The sequence below is a fragment of the Thermosporothrix sp. COM3 genome (assembly GCF_059696735.1).
This window is the reverse complement of sequence record NZ_AP019376.1, coordinates 2,454,245-2,472,654: the sequence shown is the minus strand read 5'-3', so window position 1 is coordinate 2,472,654 and position 18,410 is coordinate 2,454,245. Positions and strand designations below refer to the sequence as shown.

The following is an 18,410-nucleotide window of genomic DNA, read 5'->3' as shown; positions in this document are numbered from 1 at the left end:
ATATGCAGTTGTTCGCCTTGAAAGGAGTCAAACCGTGTTTACCGAGAGCATGCGCACCTTTTTTGAGGAAAATGGCTACGTAGTGGCGAAACAGTTGTTCTCTCCTCGGGAGGTGGAGGCGCTTCGAGAGCATTATATGAAGCTGCGTGAGAAAGGCGCGTATCCCGGCGATCTGGTCGGCGTTGATGCCAACAGTAGCGATCCATTGAAGCGGTATCCTCGCATGATCCATATGCATCACTGGGATACCACCAGCCTGCAATGGCTACTCGATCCCCGCTTAAACGAGATACTCACCGGGTTGCTGACACGCGAGCCCTATGCTGTTCAGACGATGCTCTACTTCAAACCTGCCGGAGCGCGTGGTCAGGCCTTGCATCAGGACCAGTATTTTCTGCGGGCGCGTCCGGGAACCTGTATGGCGGCGTGGCTGGCCCTGGATGATTGTGATGAGAGCAATGGATGTATGCAGGTCGTGCCGGCAAGCCATACCTGGCCGCTGCTCTGTACCACGCAGGCCGACACCAAAAACAGCTTTACTGATGTCACAGTGCCCTTACCTGAAGGTCAGCAGATATGCCCGATTCTCATGCAGGCGGGTGACGTCCTCTTCTTTAATGGCACGCTGGTCCACGGAAGCTATCCCAATACCTCACGAGACCGCTTTTGACGTGCTTTGATTGGTCATTATATCTCGGCTGAAGCGGAGCAGGTATCCCAGTTTATGAAACCCATTTTGCGTATGGATGGCACAGAGGTAGACCTGGATGCCAGCCTGCCCGGTGGACCCTGTGGCGTCTGGGTCGGAGAGGATGGAAAGCCGGTCATTGAACTGAGTGGTACAGAGCAGAATACAGTGTTCAGGTCTGAGTAGGGTGTGAGGATGACAAACAAGGAGGGGCTTCATTCCCTCCTTGTTCGCAGTTTACAGGTATGGCGAGGCTGGAGCAACGAGCGGAAGGAAATCGCTTTTTCCTGTTTTGCATCTCTTTTGCTTGACAGAGAAGAGGGCGGTCGGTACACTTGACGGTATCGATGCCATGTTTCTCTTTGCATAAAAGGGGGCGCAATGGAAGCTGGTTTCTGGCCTGCTGAAGCGGTTGTTGGAGAGGTCATCTATCCGCCCGGGGGAAGCCTGGGCCCGCGACTACAGCGCAATTTGCAACTGGTGCTGTTGCATACAGGCGAAATGACAATCGCCATTGATGGAAAAGAACAGCATGTCCCGGCGAAAAGCGTTTGTGTGTTGTTTCCGCAGCATGAGGAACGGTTTAGCTTCGCGAAACAGAGTCCGACGTATCATAGCTGGCTCCACCTTTTCGCGCCCGAGATTCCAGATACGCTCCTGGCGCGTCTGAACCGACTACCCTGGCCGCTTCCGCTTTCGCCCGCGATGATGGGTCTGCTTCATGAGGCGCTAAGTATCCAGAAGGCTCCCTTCCCGACTGCTCACGAGATGCTGAAAGCGCTCGGGCTGCATATGCTCTGGCGATATATTGGCGAAGGGGAACAACTGTTGACTGGTATCTCCCCACGAGGCAATGCAGTTGTTGAGCAGGCACAACACTTTATTCACGCGCATGTGGCGGAGCCATTAACCCTTGATCAGATCGCGTCCGCTGTCGCGCTCAGTCAGCCATATTTGATTCGCCTCTTTCGGACATGCCTGCAAACAACGCCGATGCGGTACGTCTGGCAGGTGCGAATTGCCCGGGGAATCGAACTTCTGGAACAGACAGGGCTTCCCGTGGGCATAATTGCTGAACGATGTGGCTTTCAATCGCGCTACCACTTTGCCCGGTGTATCCGACAGACCACGGGTTATTCTCCGTTGGAAGTGCGTCGCCGTTCGTGGCAGCGGCGGGTAGAGTGATTCTCTACGATGCTGCTGAGTTCCGAATCTATTGGTTTCTACTGCACAATGAGCGTATGTGAGGAAGAGCTGTGAGACATGAGCGAGCTTTCAAGACAGGATGAGACCCCGGCCCCTCCTGCCGGCCTGCTGCTTGCCGGGCATTTCGTGGAGAAGCGTGGCTATTATGCACGGCGCAGGGCGGGAACTCGTGACTGGCTCCTGTTCTATACACGAGCTGGTGAGGGGCGTTTCCGGCTGGATAATCAAACCTGGAAGAGCGGGGAGCATGGCGTTGTACTTCTGGCTCCGGGGGTGCCTCATGACTATGCAGCGGTCAATGACAGTGTGCCGTGGGATTTCTACTGGTCGCATTTCTGGCCCCGCCCGCACTGGATACCGTGGCTGCGGCTGCTCCCGCAGGTGCGTCCGGGCTTTGTGATGCTCTCTCTTGCCGGGACCGCGCCTCGACAGCGTTTGCAAGGGGCATGGGAGCGCGTATTGCTGGAGAGCCGCCTTCCGGGAGCGTATCAGGAGGAGCTTGCGCTGAATGCTCTTGAAGAAGTGATTTTGTTGATCGTACAGAGCAATGCAAAGGATGCGGGGAGAACGCTGGACCCCCGCATTGAGCTGGTACTACAGCATTGTATGCAGCAACTTAGCAATCCACCCTCTATTGCTCGGCTGGCGGAACTGGTCGCGCTCTCCCCCTCGCGACTGGCGCATCTCTTTAAGGCCCAGACTGGCGATTCGCTCGCGGCGACACTGCTCAAGTTGCGGCTCCATCATGCCGCACGGCTGCTTGAGTTCACAGGGTTGCAGATTAGAGAAGTTGCGCGGCAAACAGGATTCCAATCTCCATTTCATTTTTCGCATCAGTTTAAGCTTTATTATGGCCTCAGTCCGACGCTGTACCGAAAACGACATACGCGCTCATAGGGCCAGCGAGAAAGTCTTATCACCACCACTTTTCCAGTGTTATTCTGCTGCTTGTTTGCTATTCTCTGATCAATAGGATGTTACAAAAAAAGGAGAAATTGCAACGCAGCAAATGGTGATGGAATATAGGGAGATGGAAAGCGCTCCAGGCTTCAGGAGGACCTTCTATGTGCGAGGTGCAGCCTGTCTGGCTGGATGAAGCAAGTGGCTGCTGGCATATGTTCCGCTACAAAGATGTGTATCAGGTACTGACTGACTACACTCATTTTAGCTCTGAGAGGGCTAGCACATCTGCAACCACACAACCAAGCATACTTTCTATGGATCCGCCGCAGCACCAGCGCTATCGAAAGCTGATCGCGCCGCTGTTTACGCCTCGTGCGCTGGCTCCCTGGCGAGTCGCCTCGAAGCGATAGCGCAAGAGTTACTCGATCGGGTGCGTTCGCTTAGAAAGATGGATCTTGTTGCTGATTTTTGCTACCTGTTGCCAACGGCTGTGATTGCTGAGATGCTGGGGGTACCTGTCGCTGATCGGCCCCTTTTCAAAAAATGGACGGATGCTATCCTGAATGCCCGGGTGAATGATGCCGCCTTTTTCGCGACGGCTGTCCCATCGGAGGCTGTGGCACGCGTTGATGAAGCCTTTGGCGAAATGGAAGCCTACTTCGAGCAGATGCTTCTGGAGAGGCGGCAGAAACCTCGGGCAGATATGATGAGCGATCTGCTGGCCTCTGCATTGGAGGGACGGAGCCTGAGCATAGAAGAGGCCATTGCTTTTTGTCGCGTTCTGCTCCCTATGAGGCCTGGGCCAGGTTGGTGGCAAAGCATGCCCGGCAATCGCTACAGGCTGTTGCGACCTATCAAAAGTACACAGGGATATGCTCCGTTGTGTGAGGTGATCGCGGCACATATCAGGATCACGCGCGGCGTGCATTGCTCACCTGAGCAGGTGATCATCACTGCGGGGGCACTGGGTGCCTTTTTAGAGATGTACCCGGAAACTATCAGCCCGAAAAGAAATAGAGTGTAGAAACTCTACCAATTGAATCTATAGATATAGAGCAATGAGAGACTTAAGTTGCTCCATACCTCTGTTAGATAGAAAGGACATGCTTCGATGTATCATATCGTTCCTAAAGAGAATTTGCGGATCAACGAAACGGCATTTCGATTTCAGGGGGAGGAGTATGGCGGAGTTGCGGGATCATTTTTCTGGGTCCATCCGCTTCCCGGTCGAGGGTCCACATTGCACAAACATCCGTATCAGGAGGTTTTTGTTGTGCAGGAGGGCCGGGTGACCTTTACCATCGGGGAAACCTCGCTTGAGGTAGAAGCTGGCAATGTGGTTGTTGCGCCTGCCAATACGCCTCATAAGTATACCAATACAGGAACCGAACAAGCTCAGATGATCTCGTTTCATCCGAGTCCGCATGTGATTCAGGAGGTATTGGAGTAGCGTCGGTGGCTTTCGCTGCCTATTCCACTGATAGGTGTCAGGGCCTATGGATTTGCTCGCTTCTGGTTCACCTCAATCAGTCTGGTACGTCTGATCGTTTGGTGAGCAAGACTCTGGAGCCTTTAGCGAAATGCGAAAGGGGTATCAAGATCCGTTTCGCGCTCACCACAAGCGCTTCTCTCCCTATCAAGGGCGCTTTGCTTCTCCCTCCATCTGAGAATGGAGCTTTCCGTGTACTGAGAAAGGCCTGAACAAGACGTTTGGCATTTTCCCTCAAAAAAATCTGATCCCCGATATGACGCGTTACACGATACTGGCACGAGAAGGAGCAGAGCACTTCAGACGCTCTTCGCGATTGAAACAGTCAGCCATACCTTATTATAAGGGGGAGGTGACCATCAGAGGCCACCCCTTGCCTCTGGTTCCCTCGTTTCCGTTGGAACGCGTAGCACAGAATGAAAAATTTGTCTGACTGTAATGAAAAAGAAACACTATTTGCGTGTAGCAAGGATATTACTCTGTTGTGGTGTCGAATGGCGGGCACTCATCTACAACGGTGTATTCCATCATATAACCACCGATAAAGGAGATGCCGGTATTGGGAGCCGCTGCCACTTTGCGCCAGGCGTCGAGATGCTCGCGAGATTCCCACCGCTCAAAGTTGTTTACGCGGCCAGGATCAAGTGAGTCGGCAGAGATTGCCAGATCGAGACATCCCGGAGCGGCTCGGCCTCGCCGAAGAAGATCCTGGTGTGCTGAGATGTATTCGTCTCGCCGGGCAGGATCGACTTTCAGATAGCCTGCGATGATGAGCATAAGTCAGCTTCCTTTCTGATAAGGCAGGCGCCACACAGTATGTAAGGCGATGCCCGAGCTTTCTTTTTTGTTGTTATTTGAGAAAGTATAGAATCATATCGAGGAAGATACTTCTCCTATTTTGCGCTCTTTCTGCGCAAGAACTGAACATGTTGTATTTATGTTTGCTGTTCGGTGAATGGGAAGCGTGTTTATGCCCGCAGAAGTTTACTGGCAACAGGAACTGCCCCCACCGCTGCGTTGCGTTTGCACTACTTCTGGAAAGGGTTTCCAGTGATATCGCCCTGCGCCGTATGTCTGTGAGGGCACGCTGAGGCGTATAGTTGCTTTGCGGTCCTTGCTGGCGAAGTGACGTATCAGTCCTTATAGAAGTAGCCATTGCCGAGAACACGAGCATCATCCGAGGCTTTAAGAAACTCCAGAGAATAATCATCTTCTGCGGGGATCTGAACAATATAATCGACGCTGTTGCACTGATTTAGAGAGAAAGGCCCTAGAGAATATCTTTGCCCGTGCAGGGATAATTTCATGTTCCCGGGGCTCCCGCATTTGCTGTTCAGTATGATGTGCCACTGGCCAGCCGTGAGATGGAATTTGGTTGTTCCCTTCAGATAATGGACAAAATTATAGTGGAAGGGAATACCGCGTTGAGTAGGGGTCGCATCATCTGTAAGTTGCGTGGGCCTCTTCTGGGGTTGTGGTGGGGCCGCTTGAGGGTGGACAAAAAAGAACCAGATTCCTCCGCCGAGGCCGAAGAGTAACACTGCAATAGTAAGCAGAAGAAAAAATTTCCCGCGCCAGAAAGTTCCCTGTAGCTTCTGGCGCGAGTGCAGGATAGGAGTGTGTGGAGTCTGGACTGTTTCTAGAGAAGCGCCGGACTTATGGTCTCTTTGTTCCCATATGATGGTGTTGGCGGATGGGAAATCAGACTGAGTTGCTGTTTCTCCGCTTTCCCGGTACAGTTCAGAGGCGAAGGGGCCGGAGGATGATGGTAAAACATATGTTTCTGCCCCTTTGGGATGCTGATCACTTAAGAGGATACGGGTGCATCTTTCGTCCAGCCGGGAGGGTTGTCCTGCCGCGATCTCCAGTGCCTGCGCAAATTGGGACACGGAGGCAAAACGGTCCTCGGGAGCTTTCGCCAGGGCTCTTAATACTACCTGTTCCACCTCCGGGGTCACTTCTGGATTCAAGGAGCATAAAGAGGGAGGCGGATCTAACCGATGCTGTACCGCTACCTCTATGGAGGTTCCCTGAAACGGTCGATGCCCTGTGAGCCACTCATAGGTCACGACTGCCAGTGCATACTGATCGCTGGCCGGACATGGTTTGCCTTGTCCCTGTTCTGGTGCCATATATGCCGGTGTTCCTACGCGGGTTTGTAGCGATTGAGAGCTACTTTGCTCAAGCAGTTTCGAGATGCCAAAATCGCTCAACATCATGGAGCCATCGTCGCGCAGCAGCAGATTCTCCGGTTTGACATCGCGGTGAATGACCTGATGTTCATGAGCGTATTGTAACGCCGCGGCCACCTGCTTCACATAGCGTACAACCTTTTCGAGTGGAAGCGCGCTTCCGCGTGGATAGCGCCTGTCCACTGTTCCTCCTGCGGCATACTCCATTACCAGAAATGGCTCATCTTGCTCGCTGAGTCCAAAATCCAGCACTGGCACAATATGCGGATGGTGCAGACGAACGATACGCGCTTCATTCAGAAAGCGGCGGAGCTCCTCGCTACCGGAGAGATGTGTTGATAGCACTTTAAGCGCCACCAGTTTGCCTGTGGCGCTCTGTTCTGCCAGATAAACTGTGCCAAAGGCCCCGCTCCCTAACCGACGGAGTATTCGATATCTGCCGATATGTTGCCCAATCCACGGCTCTGGCTTACTCATCGGGGTCTATCCTTTCCAACCTGCTCATCCGCTTCCATCCAGTTCTCAGTGTAATCGGCCAGGGGAGAGGTCGTCAAGCACTTTCCTCATGATCTTTTGTTCTGCCAGAAAAGGAGGGGAACAGGGTGAGAATGCTCTTTAGTATCTACCTAAAAAGAGTGATGTTCAGAGCATGTATTCCTCTGTTCCCGGTTTTGCAGGCCTGGTGGCCTTTTCGTGTGGCGATGTTGTGCCGCGTTCTGAGCCTCTTCCTGGCGCGCCACTACCCCGAAGGTTGCTTGCTCGACTGAGCGTTGTTCCCTCCAGGTATGCGGGGCGGGTTTTATAGGTCATTATCCCAGGATAAGCATGCTTTTAGTCGTCTGGTGTGCTGCTGCCGTTGAAGCTCGGTTTCCACCACCTGTAATTTAGCTCGGGTGTCTCCCAGTTGCCTGAGCGTTTGTACCAGATGTTCCTGAAACATCTGCTCATAGACGGTACAGGTAGCTATATCCGTTCTGAGCAGCTTTGCCAGCGGCTCAATGGCTCGTTGTTCTCCCAGGGCTGCTAGCGCTGCAAGCAGGTGAAGTTGGAAGTCATACGGATATAATTGCTCGGCATGTGGATTGAGCAGTTGAAGGAGCAAGTCAGCATGCTGTGTGTTTCCTTGCCGTCCGATGGTTGCGAGAATGGCCTGTTGTAAGCTGCATTCGTCTTGCGTTTGTGGTTCGGGATTGAGTAGAGGAAGCAGGCGTTCAAGAACGTTCTTTCCCTCAATCTGTTCCAGCGCTTCCAGGAGTGCAAAGGGATCGGTAGAGGTCTGGAGCAAGGCGAATAGTGGTTCTGCCGCCTCTTGTGCGCGGAGCTGACCCAGAAGCTGTATGATCTCTTCGTCATCATCTGTTTCCAGGAGTGCAGAAGGATCGGTAGAGGGCAGCAGGGTAAGGAATGGTTTTACTGCCTCCTGTGCGTGGAACTGACCCAGATGCTGTGTGATCTCTTTGTCGTTATCGGGCCGTTGCGAGAGGAGGTGCAAGAGTGGTTTCACCGCACGCTGATCTCCCAGGTGACCAAGTGCCAGCATGGCCTGACGAGCAACTTTTGCTTCTGGCACTGTGGTGAGGGATAGGAGCCGGTCGCGAGCTTCTGCTGTGTTCCGTTTCTGCTCAACCTGAATCGACATACACAGGATCTCGGACGCGATAGTACGTGCTTCCTCGTGAGCCCCGTTGAGGATTTGCAGAAGTGCCTCCCTCATGGAGGGCGCAAGGAGTACTCGTAATGTCTCCGGCTCATCATTATGGTCTTGCAGATATGCCATCAGCAGCCCTGAATACGCTTGGTCCCGTATGATGGTGGGCAGAAGGCTGGCCGCCTGTTCGGTGCCACCAGACACCTGAAGAGCATCGATGAAGTACGAAAAGGGATTTTTGATGTAGGAGTAGAGGAGCGGGCGTTCAGCAATGGCGGCTTTGTCCAGTGAGACCCCTGCTGCTTCTGCAAGCGCAAACATGGCATGCACATAGTCATACTCCTCCGACTCAATCTGTTCTGAGGTTATGCCTGCTCTATGGAAGAGTACTCGCGCACGTGGTGGAAGATCCTGTTCCTCTGGTGGGGTGAGCGGGTCAAAATCAGCGATGATGTCCCCGTTTTCAGCATAGCAAAAGTGTGCGCGGGCGTTTATATTGTAGAAGACTGTGACTGCGGTTGAGCCTTTTGAGATAGCGCGGAGCACAGAGGGTTCCGTACCTTGATAACTGTAGGTTTCAAAGGAGAAGGTCCAATCTCCACACCGACCGACACCGACCAGTTCTCCGAACTGCTGTAGCTTCTCGAATGCCTCCTGATCGTTCTCCTGAAGCCATCGGGCCCGCGAAAGATCCGCTCCTATGTGACGGAGTAGTGTCGTTTCGTCCAGGCCACGTACAAATGTGACGCAGAAGGCCTCACAGTTGCGCTCAAGCCATCTAAAACCGTCTTGCATACTTGTACCTCTTCTTCATAAATTCTTTTCGAGCATATGCGCTACCATCTCTTTCTTTTGTAGACGAAGGAAAGCGGTAATGTCCGGGGTAACAGCATAGCCTGTAGAAAATGGCGTGCCTGATATGCTCTATTCGATGTTATTTGAATGAGGGGCAATCGTCACGCACTGAAGAGGCTGTAACAATTGCCCGCGCTCCCGAAAGGGATGAAGTCGAGGTTTCGTTTCACTGTGTGCCTCTCGCTTTACCTATGCTTTTGATAAGAGATGCGCGGCGACCTGGGAAAGGCGCAACATTAGAGACACAGATGTTTAAAGGCTTTGTGAACAGCGTTTCAGTTGTGCTAGAGTGGCCTCGCTGATATGTCCCTCTTGATAGATCCCTGCATTGAGCGTCACCGCTCCGCCGACGGCTTTGCACGATCTGACGAACGAGAAGAGCGTGTCATCATCGTACAGAGGGGGTTCCATTGGCCCGGGCTTTGCATGCACCCAGAACGCATCAATAAAGGTGAGCGCGTGCCACTGGCACCGCGTGCCCTCCACAAAACGCGACTCAGGCAGGTAAAGAGGGGCATCGTCTCCGCGTCCCAGGCGCAGCTTGCCATCGCGTAGCACTTCAACTTCACCTGACAGGTAGTCTTGCTCGTCTGTCAGGGGTTGCGTGATGCCGATACAGAACGAGCCATCATTAAAGGCCAACGCTGCGTCTGGATTCCCTGCGCGTGCTGCTTGGGCCAGCGCCGTCCAATCGAGATACTGGTTCGGGAAAACATCCCAGGTATAGCAGCCATCGAACCACCAGCCGCTTAACAATGGTCCAAACTTGAGGGCATATGCACGGATAAATTCCCGGTAGCGCTGCTGAAAGACTGCCTGGGTGGGATCACTCGGGCTCCAGCCGAAGGCCTTGTGCATTGCTGCCGATTGGGCCTCAATCTCGGCTGGCAGGTATGCCACAAAGCGCTTGCCCATGCGAGCCACGCCGGTCGCGATTTCCAGCACCAGATCACGCTGGGAGCAGTGTCCCGGTCCAGCCAGTTGCTCCAGTACCTTGTTGGGACTGGCATAGAAGCCAGTATTCTGACCCACCGTAAAGATCAGCCAATCAGCGCCGCTTTCGGCAAACTGCTCAAGAAAACGCTCGATGTGAAAAGCGTCAACGGCTCGTTCGGGATCGGTGATCGGCTCACCGCGTTCGGGTGCGGTTGCACCGGGAACAAGCCAGTGCACCATCATGCCAAATGAACCCCGATGCATCCAATCGGCGCGGTGGAATGAAGATATCTGAGACATTGTACTCGTTCCTTCTTCTCGCTTCTATGAGAGAAACACGTGCTCCCTTATTCGTCTATTGGGAAAGAAGATCCCACTCGTTCTACTATTTCTTGAAATGCCTCATATGCTCCTACGTTTCCGCCTCCCCATACCTTTTGTGCCAGCGCTCGTAACGGCTCATGCAAACCCGCGACAACCGCCTGCTCACTCAAGCCGAGCTTTGCTGCATGATCCCCCCAGAAATGGAGCTTGGCCCCCAGATTGAGCGGGTGATGAGGCTCAATGGTTCCATCCTGGAAGTGGTGTGGCTCGAAGGCCTCATAAATCGCGCGCGAGTCGGAATAGTGTTCGGGAGGCGTATAGTAGAGCATGTCGAGGTTACAATTCATAATCCTGTGCCCCAGATCAACGACCTCGCGGGCAGAGAGGCCGTATTTCCAATGCTCGCGAATAATATCGGTATCGGCGTGAATGGTGCCGTCGCGGTCCAGTGTATCGCTCCAGACGCGCATTGTTTTACCGTGGGCCTTCACGATGTCATTGGCCCAGTTTAAGAAATAATAGAAGATATCTCGGGGGTGGGCATCGGGTCCACAATAGCGCCTGGATGCAGCAACGAGCGAGGGATACTTGACGAACTCCCAGGGGTAGACGTATTCATCGGCTCCAAGATGCCAGTACGGGCCAGGGAAGAGGGGTAAATATTCTTCAAGCAGGTCACGCATCAGGGTAAAGGCTTCTTCATTGCCCAGATCGAGAAAATATCCTGCCCCTACATGGGGCTGGCTGCCAACTGCCGGGTCCAATCCGAGATGAGGGCGCGTGGCAAGGATCGCATTCATATGTCCGGGCATATCGATTTCAGGAACGATCGTGATGTGATAGTCCTGCGCGAGTGCGATGAATGAGCGGATCTCGGCTTTGGTGTAGTGCTGCTCTGCGACGATCTCGGGGTGCCGCTCACTTTCCAGCCGGAAGCCGGGAGAGTCGGAGAGATGGAGGTGGAGCAGATTATATTTCAGGTAGGCCAGTTCGCGGATGATGTTTTCCAGATGCCCCACTGAGAGATACTTTCGTCCCAGATCGAGCATCAAGCCGCGCTCTGGATAGTCGGGCCGATCCTGAGCCATGCCACAGGGAAGGCTGCGGCTCTGCTTCAACATTTGGAGCAGTGTGCGCGTGCCGTAGAAGAGACCGCGCATGGTAGGGGCATTGATGGTCGCCCATGCGCCGACAATGAGCTGATAGCCCTCATCTGCCAGGCTGTGTTTGGCCTCTCTGCGGATGTTCAGGCAGATATCGCCCGTTTGTGGCTCCTGATGGCTGACAACGGACGGATGATGCCCGGTGACGCGATGCAGCTCGGCGGCGAAGAGAGTGGCTCTCTTCTCGAATTGCTCGGTTTCGGCATCAGGAATATTAGAGAGGACAATGCGCGTTTCTGAGCCATAGATATATATGCCCTCGGATGAGTGCCATGTTTTGAGTATTGGAATGGTTGCCGGGGGAAGTTGCATGGAATGCTCCTCACTAGAGTTCGGCGACGAGGTAGCTAGAACCTGTGCCATATCTGGGATACCGCACCTCGGGTAAGCTACGGCTCGGTTGCGAGAATGAACACATTGTTTGAAAAGAACATGAGTATGCAGCGTAAGTCTAGCTAGCATACCCGAACAAGCGAGCGGCTGTCAACCTGCTCCAGCCGCCTGAACAGGCTAATACAGACCTCTTGTGTCACCTGGACCGAGGGGGTACCTGTTGAGTGATTTCCTCATAGCCTCGTTGCTGAGTACAGGAGGCTTCAGTTCTCACAAAGCCAGACGAGGTAGTTTTTTTTCCGGGCTATTTCAGAGATTTTGCCGTTTTCGTAAAAAAGCCTGAAAAAGCCTTGACAAGCAGGCGACCTTTCGATTATTCTTTCTCTCAACAACTTTGTTAGTTATATTTACTAACAAATCTCTATGCAGGTTTTTGCGGAGTGGTAAGAAGGGTTGCCCTTTTCTGGAATGGGCGTCGCTTCTCTCAATGCTCTGCTGGCAGTGGTGAGCAACCTGCATAGAGGTAAGGGTTGTGTGTGCAGTGAGCTGCGTGCAAGGCCACGCTGAAAGCGAGTGACGATGTATCGTAACGGAAGCGAGAAGAACCGAGGGAACGCCCGGGTTGTGAAGCAAATGAATCGCGAGATGATCCTGCAACAACTCCGGTCGAATGATCGTCTGTCTCGTGCACAACTGGCACAGCAAACCGGTCTCAGTCGTCCCTGTGTCTCTTCCCTGATCGATGAAATGATTGCGGAGGGGATGGTGTATGAAGTCGGAATGGGGCAATCCTCGGGAGGGCGTAAGCCGATCCTGCTGGAGTTGAACCATCGCGCTTTTCTGGTTGCTGGCGCAGTGATTGAGGGAAGCGGTCTCCATCTGGGAATTGCGGATCTCAAAGGGGATCTGCTGGCTGAATGTCATGTGCGTTCTGGTCGTATGACAGGTGATGTGGTTTCCGAACTGGAAACAGTGATAGCCCGGTTGTTGTCCGAACATGGGCTGCGAAAGTCGCAATTATTGGGTATCGGTGTTGGTTTACCGGGCATTACACAGCAGCGAAGCGGTATTGTCAGTCATGCGCCCAGTACCGGCTGGATGGGGAAGCCGCTCAAGCAGGAGATTGAAGCCCGTCTCGGTCTGAACGCCGTTATCGACAATGATGTGAACTTTATGGCCCTGGGCGAGTTTTACCGGGGAGTGGGACGTGATGTCAGAAGCCTCGTGTATGTCTATGTGGGCACGGGTATAGGCGCTGGCATCATCATCGATGGGCAGGTCTATCGTGGCAGCAAAGAGGCCGCCGGGGAAATTGGATACATGATGATCGGCCCTGTTGATGACCTCAAACCAGAAGCGTATGGCACGTTTGAGCGAAATTATTCGCTGGTTGGCTTGTTTGAGCAGGTCAGACAGCTTGATCCTACGCTCAAGGAGACTGATAGCGCAACTCTACGGCTGATTGAGCTGGCTCGTTCAGGGATGCCTGCCGCTCAAGCACTCTATGAGAACGTCTTACAACATTGGGCGTATGGACTGGTCAATATTATCAGCATCCTTGATCCCGAATTACTTGCCTTGAGTGGAGAACTCGCTGTTCTGGGAGCGGAGGGCGTCGAACAGCTTCGGTCCCTGTTGAGCAGATGGGTTCCAGTGGTGCCACAAATTGAGATCGCTGAGGCCGGTAATCGAGCCGGTCTGATCGGGGCGATCTATAGCGCGTTAGAAGCGTTTGCGAGCACTATCGCACACGTGGAATAAAGTACAACAAAGGAGTTGTTGGATGCGTACTATTTTGAAGCGCAAGTACGGCGCAATATTGATGCTCTTCATTCTTCTCTCCTCTATTTTGGCTGCATGTGGTGAGGATGGTGGGAGTGAGGCGAACAGGCTGGTCATCTATACAGCCAGAGATAAAAATGTCGTCGAATTTATCAAGCAGAAGTTCGAGGAAAAGTACCCTGACATCGAACTTGAAGTCCTCACGATGGGCGCACAACAGGTTATGGAGCGCGTGCGCTCGGAGAAGAATAATCCCCAGGCCGATTTCTGGTGGGGAGGCACCCAGACTTCGTTCATGACCGCCGCAGAAGAGGGTTTGCTTGAGCCCTATAAGCCTTCTTTTGCCGACAGCATTGCGCCCGAGTATAAAGATGCTCAGGACCGGTGGTACGGTGAAATGCTTCTCCCTGAAGTGATTATGTACAATACCGAGGCGATGAAAGCGGCAGATGCGCCACAGGACTGGGATGACATGCTGAAGCCGCAATATAAGGATAAAGTCATCATTCGTGGCGTGCTGGACTCGGGCACGATGCGCACCATTTATAGCTCGATGATTTATAAAGAGGGCGGCGCAAAAGATCCGAGCAAAGGGTATGAGTGGCTCAAGAAGCTGGACGCGAACACAAAAGAGTATGCTCAGGATCCGACCAACCTCTATCTGAAGCTGGCTCGTCAGGAAGGGACGCTCTCGCTCTGGAACTTGCAGGATATCATGATCCAGAAGGAGACAAAGAAGCAGCCATTTGGTTTTATCTATCCAAAGAGCGGCGCCCCTATCCTGGTTGATGGTGTCGGCCTTATCAAGGGTGCGAAGCATATGGATGCAGCCAAGAAATTCTATGAATTCCTCTTTGATAAAGAACTGGCCAGTGAGAAAGCTGAGAAGCTCTTCCAGATCCCGGCCCGCTCTGACATCAGCAAGGACACGCTGCCCTCGTGGCTCAAAGGCATTGAGCTGAAACCAATGGAACTGGATTGGAAGGTGCTCAACGCCAAAGAGAAAGAGTGGATGCAGTACTGGGATGAGAACATCAAAGGGAAAGGCAAAAGCTGATCCCGCTTCATCGGTGAATGCACCTGTGGGAGGCATGCTTGCTTCCCACAGGGTTCCGAAAGCCAGTTTCGTCAGTGCATAGCGCTCGGGCATCTTCTCCCATCCTGACCGTTTTTCTCTTCCCCCTATCATTCTTGTTCAGGCAGCCCGGGAAGCTTATCGCTATAAGGAGGGTATAATTCTTGGTCGCAGTTACACTAGAGCATGTCACAAAACAATTCGGGAAAGTAACCGGTGTCGATGATGTGCATGTACAGATCAAGCCCGGAGAATTCTTTACCTTTCTCGGGCCAAGCGGTTGTGGCAAAACGACGACGCTCCGCATGATCGCCGGTTTTTATTTCCCTACCACGGGGAGAATCCTCTTCGGAGAGAATGACGTGACGCATCTGCCGCCACATAAGCGCAATACCGGCATGGTGTTTCAGAACTACGCGCTTTTTCCACATATGACCGTTGCCGAAAACATCGCCTTCGGGTTGCAGGTACGCCGAAAGTCGCGCCAGGAGATTCGCGAAAAGGTTGAGCGAGCCCAGAAGCTGCTTTATCTTGAAGGATACGGAAGCCGCCGCATTGATCAGCTTTCTGGCGGGCAACAGCAGCGTGTCGCGCTGGCGCGGGCCCTGGTCATTGAGCCAAGTATTCTGTTGCTGGATGAGCCGCTCTCGAATCTCGATGCCAAGCTACGGGAAGAAACACGCGTTGAGATCAAGCGTCTGCAACTTGAACTGGGCATCACGACGATCTATGTGACCCACGATCAGGCAGAGGCCATGACCATGTCTGATCGGATTATGGTGATGCAGGGTGGTGTAGTACAGCAGATCGGAACGCCTCGGGAGATCTACAATCGCCCGCATAATCGCTTTGTGGCCTCATTTATCGGGGAATCGAATCTCTGGACCGGGGTTGTTGAAAAGATTGAGCGTGACGAGGTCGTTGTGCGCTTCCCTGGCGGTCATACACTGGTAGGATTGAAGACCAATGTTTCGCCGAGTTGTCAGGTGCGCGAGGGACAGGACGTGACCGTCTCGGTGCGTCCGGAGGCGATACGACAGGCAGAGGCGCATGAAGAGGGCCCCAATATCCTGCAAGGCGAGATCTCCATTGCGGAGTTTACCGGGATTGCTGTCAACTATCTGGCGACAGTCGGGGAGACGCAATTGAAGGCCATGTTCGTCAATCAGGGAAGCGCTGTAAAAGAACGCGGGGAGCTGCTGCGGGTGCATGTTCCTCGGGAATGCATCTACTTCGTCGAGTAGGGCAGGTCGAGTCGTCTGGAGCATGGAGAGACGCTCCTGTCGGCGAGCTGAAAGGAGAGTATCTGATGAAAACAGAAGTGCAACTCCCGGCCAGTACTTCTCGCGGTAAGTGGAGGAGTTTTGTATCTTCGCGCTTCTTTGTCTATGTATTGATAGCGCCGCTGTTCCTGATCCTGTTTGCCTATGTGATCTATCCCTTTTACCAGACCTTCCTTGAGAGTCTTCGGGTTGGTGGCAGCATCTCTTTAGAGAACTATGCCCGATTCTTCAGTCTGAAGCATAACGCGAATCTGGAAGCCCTCTGGAACAGCGTTTATATCTCGGTTATCAGTGTGATTACCTGCGGTATTGTCGGGGTGGCAATGGCGTTCTTGCTGGAGCGCTATGACTTTCCGGGGCGGAAACTGCTGAGCGTGCTGGTGCTGGTTCCGATGTCGTTGCCTCCGTTGATTGGTGTGCTGTCGTTCTCGTTCCTCTACAGTGAAAGCGGGATAGTCCCTCGCTTACTCAGAGATATCTTGCATCTCAAGCAGGTGCCGTTCTCCCTGACGGGGATTCTGGGCGTGATCGTGGTGCATACCTTTACCATGTACCCCTACTTTTATATGACCGCGTCGGCTGCGATCAAGGGGCTTGATCCCTCGCTGGAAGAGGCGGCGGCCAGCCTGGGAGCGGGACGTGTCTATATCTGGCGGCGCGTCATTTTGCCGATGTTGACCCCGGCAATGGTGGCGGCCTCACTGCTGGTCTTTATGATCTCGATGGCTTCTTATACCGCTCCCCTGATTTACGGGATTGAGCGCACCCTGACCATGCAGATCTATCTATCGCGCACAAATGGTAGCCTGGATATGGCGGCGACCCAGTCGACCATTCTTTCGATCGTCTCGATTCTCTTCTTGCTGCTGATGCGCTGGTATCAGGGAGTGCGCAACTATCAGAACGCCAGCAAGGGAATCAGCGTGCATCGAACCGAGGTGCGAAGCCCGGTAGGCAAGATCCTGACCGCTGTTGCTTCCTTCATCGGCGTGATTATTCTGCTGTTGCCGATTTTTGTGCTGGTGCTGCTGTCCTTTGCCGAGGATGGGGCATGGACAACGACAACGTTCCCGACTGCCTACACCTTCCAGCATTATCTGGATCTTTTTACCAATAGTCGTACGTGGCGGCCTGTCTGGAACAGTATTCAGATGAGCTTCCTGGCAACGATCGGGAATCTGATCTTCGGTGTGGCGGCGGCCTATGCAATGGTTCGGCTCAAATTCAAAGGGAAGGCGCTACTAGACATTCTGATTATGATCCCCTGGGCTTTGCCGGGTACGGTGGTTGCGGTGAACCTGATTGCGGCGTTCAGCACAAAGAATATCTTCGGCTTTAATACTGTGCTGGTTGGCACCTTCTGGATTCTGCCATTGGCCTACTTTGTACGTCATTTGCCGCTGGTTTTTCGCTCGACCTCGGCGACCTTGATGCAAATGGATGCCTCGATTGAGGAGGCAGCGCGAAACCTGGGGGCTTCCTGGTGGTACAGCTTCCGGCGCGTGGTGTTCCCGGTAGCATTGAGCGGCATTCTGGCCGGAACACTGCTGGCATTGGTGCAGGGGATTGGCGAGTTTGTCGCCTCGATTCTGCTCTATACTTCCCGAACGGTTCCTATCTCAGTTGAGATCTTCCAGCGCATGTACGCCTTTGAGTTTGGCACGGCCTGTGCGTATGGGGTGTTACAGATTATCCTGATTATTCTGGTGCTCTATATTTCGCGCTGGCTCACCGGTGAGGCATCTACGGCAGCCGTCTAGCGAGGAGAAGGAAACGAATGGATGTAAAGCTGTTGCATGGTCGCGATGTCAAACGGGTGGTAGAGGAGGTGAATTTTGCGGTTGTGCCGCTTGGCTCAATCGAGTATCACGGGCCTCACTCGCCTTTAGGCACTGATTACCTGCTGGCCGAAGGGTTCGCGCAGCGCATTGCACCCGAACTCAAGCCGCTGGTCTTTCCGGTTGTGCCATATGCTGCCTGCCCGGGAAAAACGCAAGGATATCCGGGAACCATCGCGATTCCCCCGGAAGCCTATCATGCCTATCTTGCGGCCCTGTTGCGTGGTATCTGCCAGATGGGGCTGCGGCGTATCCTGCTGCTGAACGCGCATGATGGCAATATGGGGGTCTCGCGCACGGTTGCGGAGCAGATAACCGGAGAATGGCGCGATGCCAGCTTTTTGCTCGTGAACTGGTGGCAGATGGTCTCGCACGCTGAAACAGAGGAGATGGGCGTCTTTGAGGGGACAACCGGGCGCGGTCATGGCGGCCCATATGAGATGTCCGCGGTGAAGGGGTTGCATCCTGAGCTGGTCCATGTGACCGCAGAGGACGAGGAACTTCCTTCGCCTGCACCACTCTCTTCCCTTCCTTATATTCTGGTTGAGGGAACGCCGCGCGGCTGGAATGGCTATACCGGCCTGATTCAGCAAACATCGCTTGCGACCGGTCAGAAGCTTGTCGAGCGTGTGACGCAGAATTTGCATGCTTTGCTCAATAGCTGGCTACAAAATACACAAATCGAGAAAAAGTAG

General features: G+C 53.5%; 17 protein-coding genes. 12 read left to right on the top strand and 5 right to left on the bottom strand.

The window, feature by feature from the left end:
* Positions 1–34: 34 nt before the first annotated feature.
* The 7 genes from KTH_RS10660 to KTH_RS10630 all read left to right on the top strand — a co-directional run bounded on the left by KTH_RS10660 (position 35) and on the right by KTH_RS10630 (position 4,247).
* Positions 35–670: a phytanoyl-CoA dioxygenase family protein gene (locus tag KTH_RS10660; protein WP_497618431.1), complete on the top strand. Its 636-nt coding sequence runs from the start codon at positions 35–37 to the stop codon at positions 668–670.
* Between the two features lie 54 nt (positions 671–724).
* A complete protein-coding gene (locus tag KTH_RS10655) occupies positions 725–874 on the top strand; it encodes a hypothetical protein (RefSeq protein WP_497618430.1) in 150 nt (49 codons plus the stop codon).
* 195 nt (positions 875–1,069) lie between these two features.
* Positions 1,070–1,873: a helix-turn-helix domain-containing protein gene (locus KTH_RS10650; RefSeq protein ID WP_497618429.1), complete on the top strand. Its 804-nt coding sequence runs from the start codon at positions 1,070–1,072 to the stop codon at positions 1,871–1,873.
* Between the two features lie 78 nt (positions 1,874–1,951).
* Entirely contained in the window at positions 1,952–2,791 is an 840-nt protein-coding gene (locus tag KTH_RS10645; protein ID WP_497618428.1) for a helix-turn-helix domain-containing protein, read from the top strand.
* 167 nt (positions 2,792–2,958) lie between these two features.
* Entirely contained in the window at positions 2,959–3,207 is a 249-nt protein-coding gene (locus KTH_RS10640; RefSeq protein WP_497618427.1) for a hypothetical protein, read from the top strand.
* Positions 3,208–3,245: 38 nt separating this feature from the next.
* Positions 3,246–3,821, top strand: coding sequence for a hypothetical protein (locus KTH_RS10635; protein ID WP_497618426.1), 576 nt, complete (start codon positions 3,246–3,248; stop codon positions 3,819–3,821).
* A gap of 87 nt (positions 3,822–3,908) precedes the next feature.
* Positions 3,909–4,247 carry a cupin domain-containing protein gene (locus KTH_RS10630; RefSeq protein WP_497618425.1) on the top strand — a complete coding sequence of 113 codons (339 nt, stop codon included), beginning with the start codon at positions 3,909–3,911 and terminating at the stop codon, positions 4,245–4,247.
* 513 nt (positions 4,248–4,760) lie between these two features.
* Here KTH_RS10630 and KTH_RS10625 read toward each other — a convergent pair.
* The 5 genes from KTH_RS10625 to KTH_RS10605 all read right to left on the bottom strand — a co-directional run bounded on the left by KTH_RS10625 (position 4,761) and on the right by KTH_RS10605 (position 11,716).
* Positions 4,761–5,063: a putative quinol monooxygenase gene (locus KTH_RS10625; RefSeq protein WP_497618424.1), complete on the bottom strand. Its 303-nt coding sequence runs from the start codon at positions 5,061–5,063 to the stop codon at positions 4,761–4,763.
* Between the two features lie 356 nt (positions 5,064–5,419).
* Complete coding sequence (locus KTH_RS10620) at positions 5,420–6,955, bottom strand: serine/threonine protein kinase (RefSeq protein ID WP_497618423.1); 1,536 nt, start codon at positions 6,953–6,955, stop codon at positions 5,420–5,422.
* Between the two features lie 322 nt (positions 6,956–7,277).
* Positions 7,278–8,921, bottom strand: coding sequence for a DUF6461 domain-containing protein (locus KTH_RS10615; protein ID WP_497618422.1), 1,644 nt, complete (start codon positions 8,919–8,921; stop codon positions 7,278–7,280).
* Between the two features lie 312 nt (positions 8,922–9,233).
* Positions 9,234–10,217, bottom strand: a complete 984-nt coding sequence (locus KTH_RS10610; RefSeq protein WP_497618421.1) for a hypothetical protein — start codon at positions 10,215–10,217, stop codon at positions 9,234–9,236.
* Between the two features lie 47 nt (positions 10,218–10,264).
* The gene (locus tag KTH_RS10605; protein WP_497618420.1) at positions 10,265–11,716 is read right to left on the bottom strand and encodes a family 20 glycosylhydrolase; all 1,452 of its coding nucleotides are present in this window, start codon (positions 11,714–11,716) and stop codon (positions 10,265–10,267) included.
* A gap of 600 nt (positions 11,717–12,316) precedes the next feature.
* Here KTH_RS10605 and KTH_RS10600 point away from each other — a divergent pair.
* The 5 genes from KTH_RS10600 (at position 12,317) to KTH_RS10580 (ending at position 18,410) form a co-directional block, all read left to right on the top strand.
* Positions 12,317–13,498 carry an ROK family transcriptional regulator gene (locus KTH_RS10600; RefSeq protein ID WP_497618419.1) on the top strand — a complete coding sequence of 394 codons (1,182 nt, stop codon included), beginning with the start codon at positions 12,317–12,319 and terminating at the stop codon, positions 13,496–13,498.
* A 61-nt stretch (positions 13,499–13,559) separates the two neighbouring features.
* The gene (locus KTH_RS10595) at positions 13,560–14,576 is read left to right on the top strand and encodes an extracellular solute-binding protein (RefSeq protein WP_497623218.1); all 1,017 of its coding nucleotides are present in this window, start codon (positions 13,560–13,562) and stop codon (positions 14,574–14,576) included.
* 182 nt (positions 14,577–14,758) lie between these two features.
* Positions 14,759–15,838, top strand: coding sequence for an ABC transporter ATP-binding protein (locus KTH_RS10590; RefSeq protein WP_497618418.1), 1,080 nt, complete (start codon positions 14,759–14,761; stop codon positions 15,836–15,838).
* A gap of 65 nt (positions 15,839–15,903) precedes the next feature.
* A complete protein-coding gene (locus KTH_RS10585) occupies positions 15,904–17,637 on the top strand; it encodes an ABC transporter permease (protein WP_497618417.1) in 1,734 nt (577 codons plus the stop codon).
* A gap of 17 nt (positions 17,638–17,654) precedes the next feature.
* On the top strand, positions 17,655–18,410 hold the full coding sequence (locus KTH_RS10580; RefSeq protein ID WP_497618416.1) for a creatininase family protein: 756 nt from the start codon (positions 17,655–17,657) through the stop codon (positions 18,408–18,410).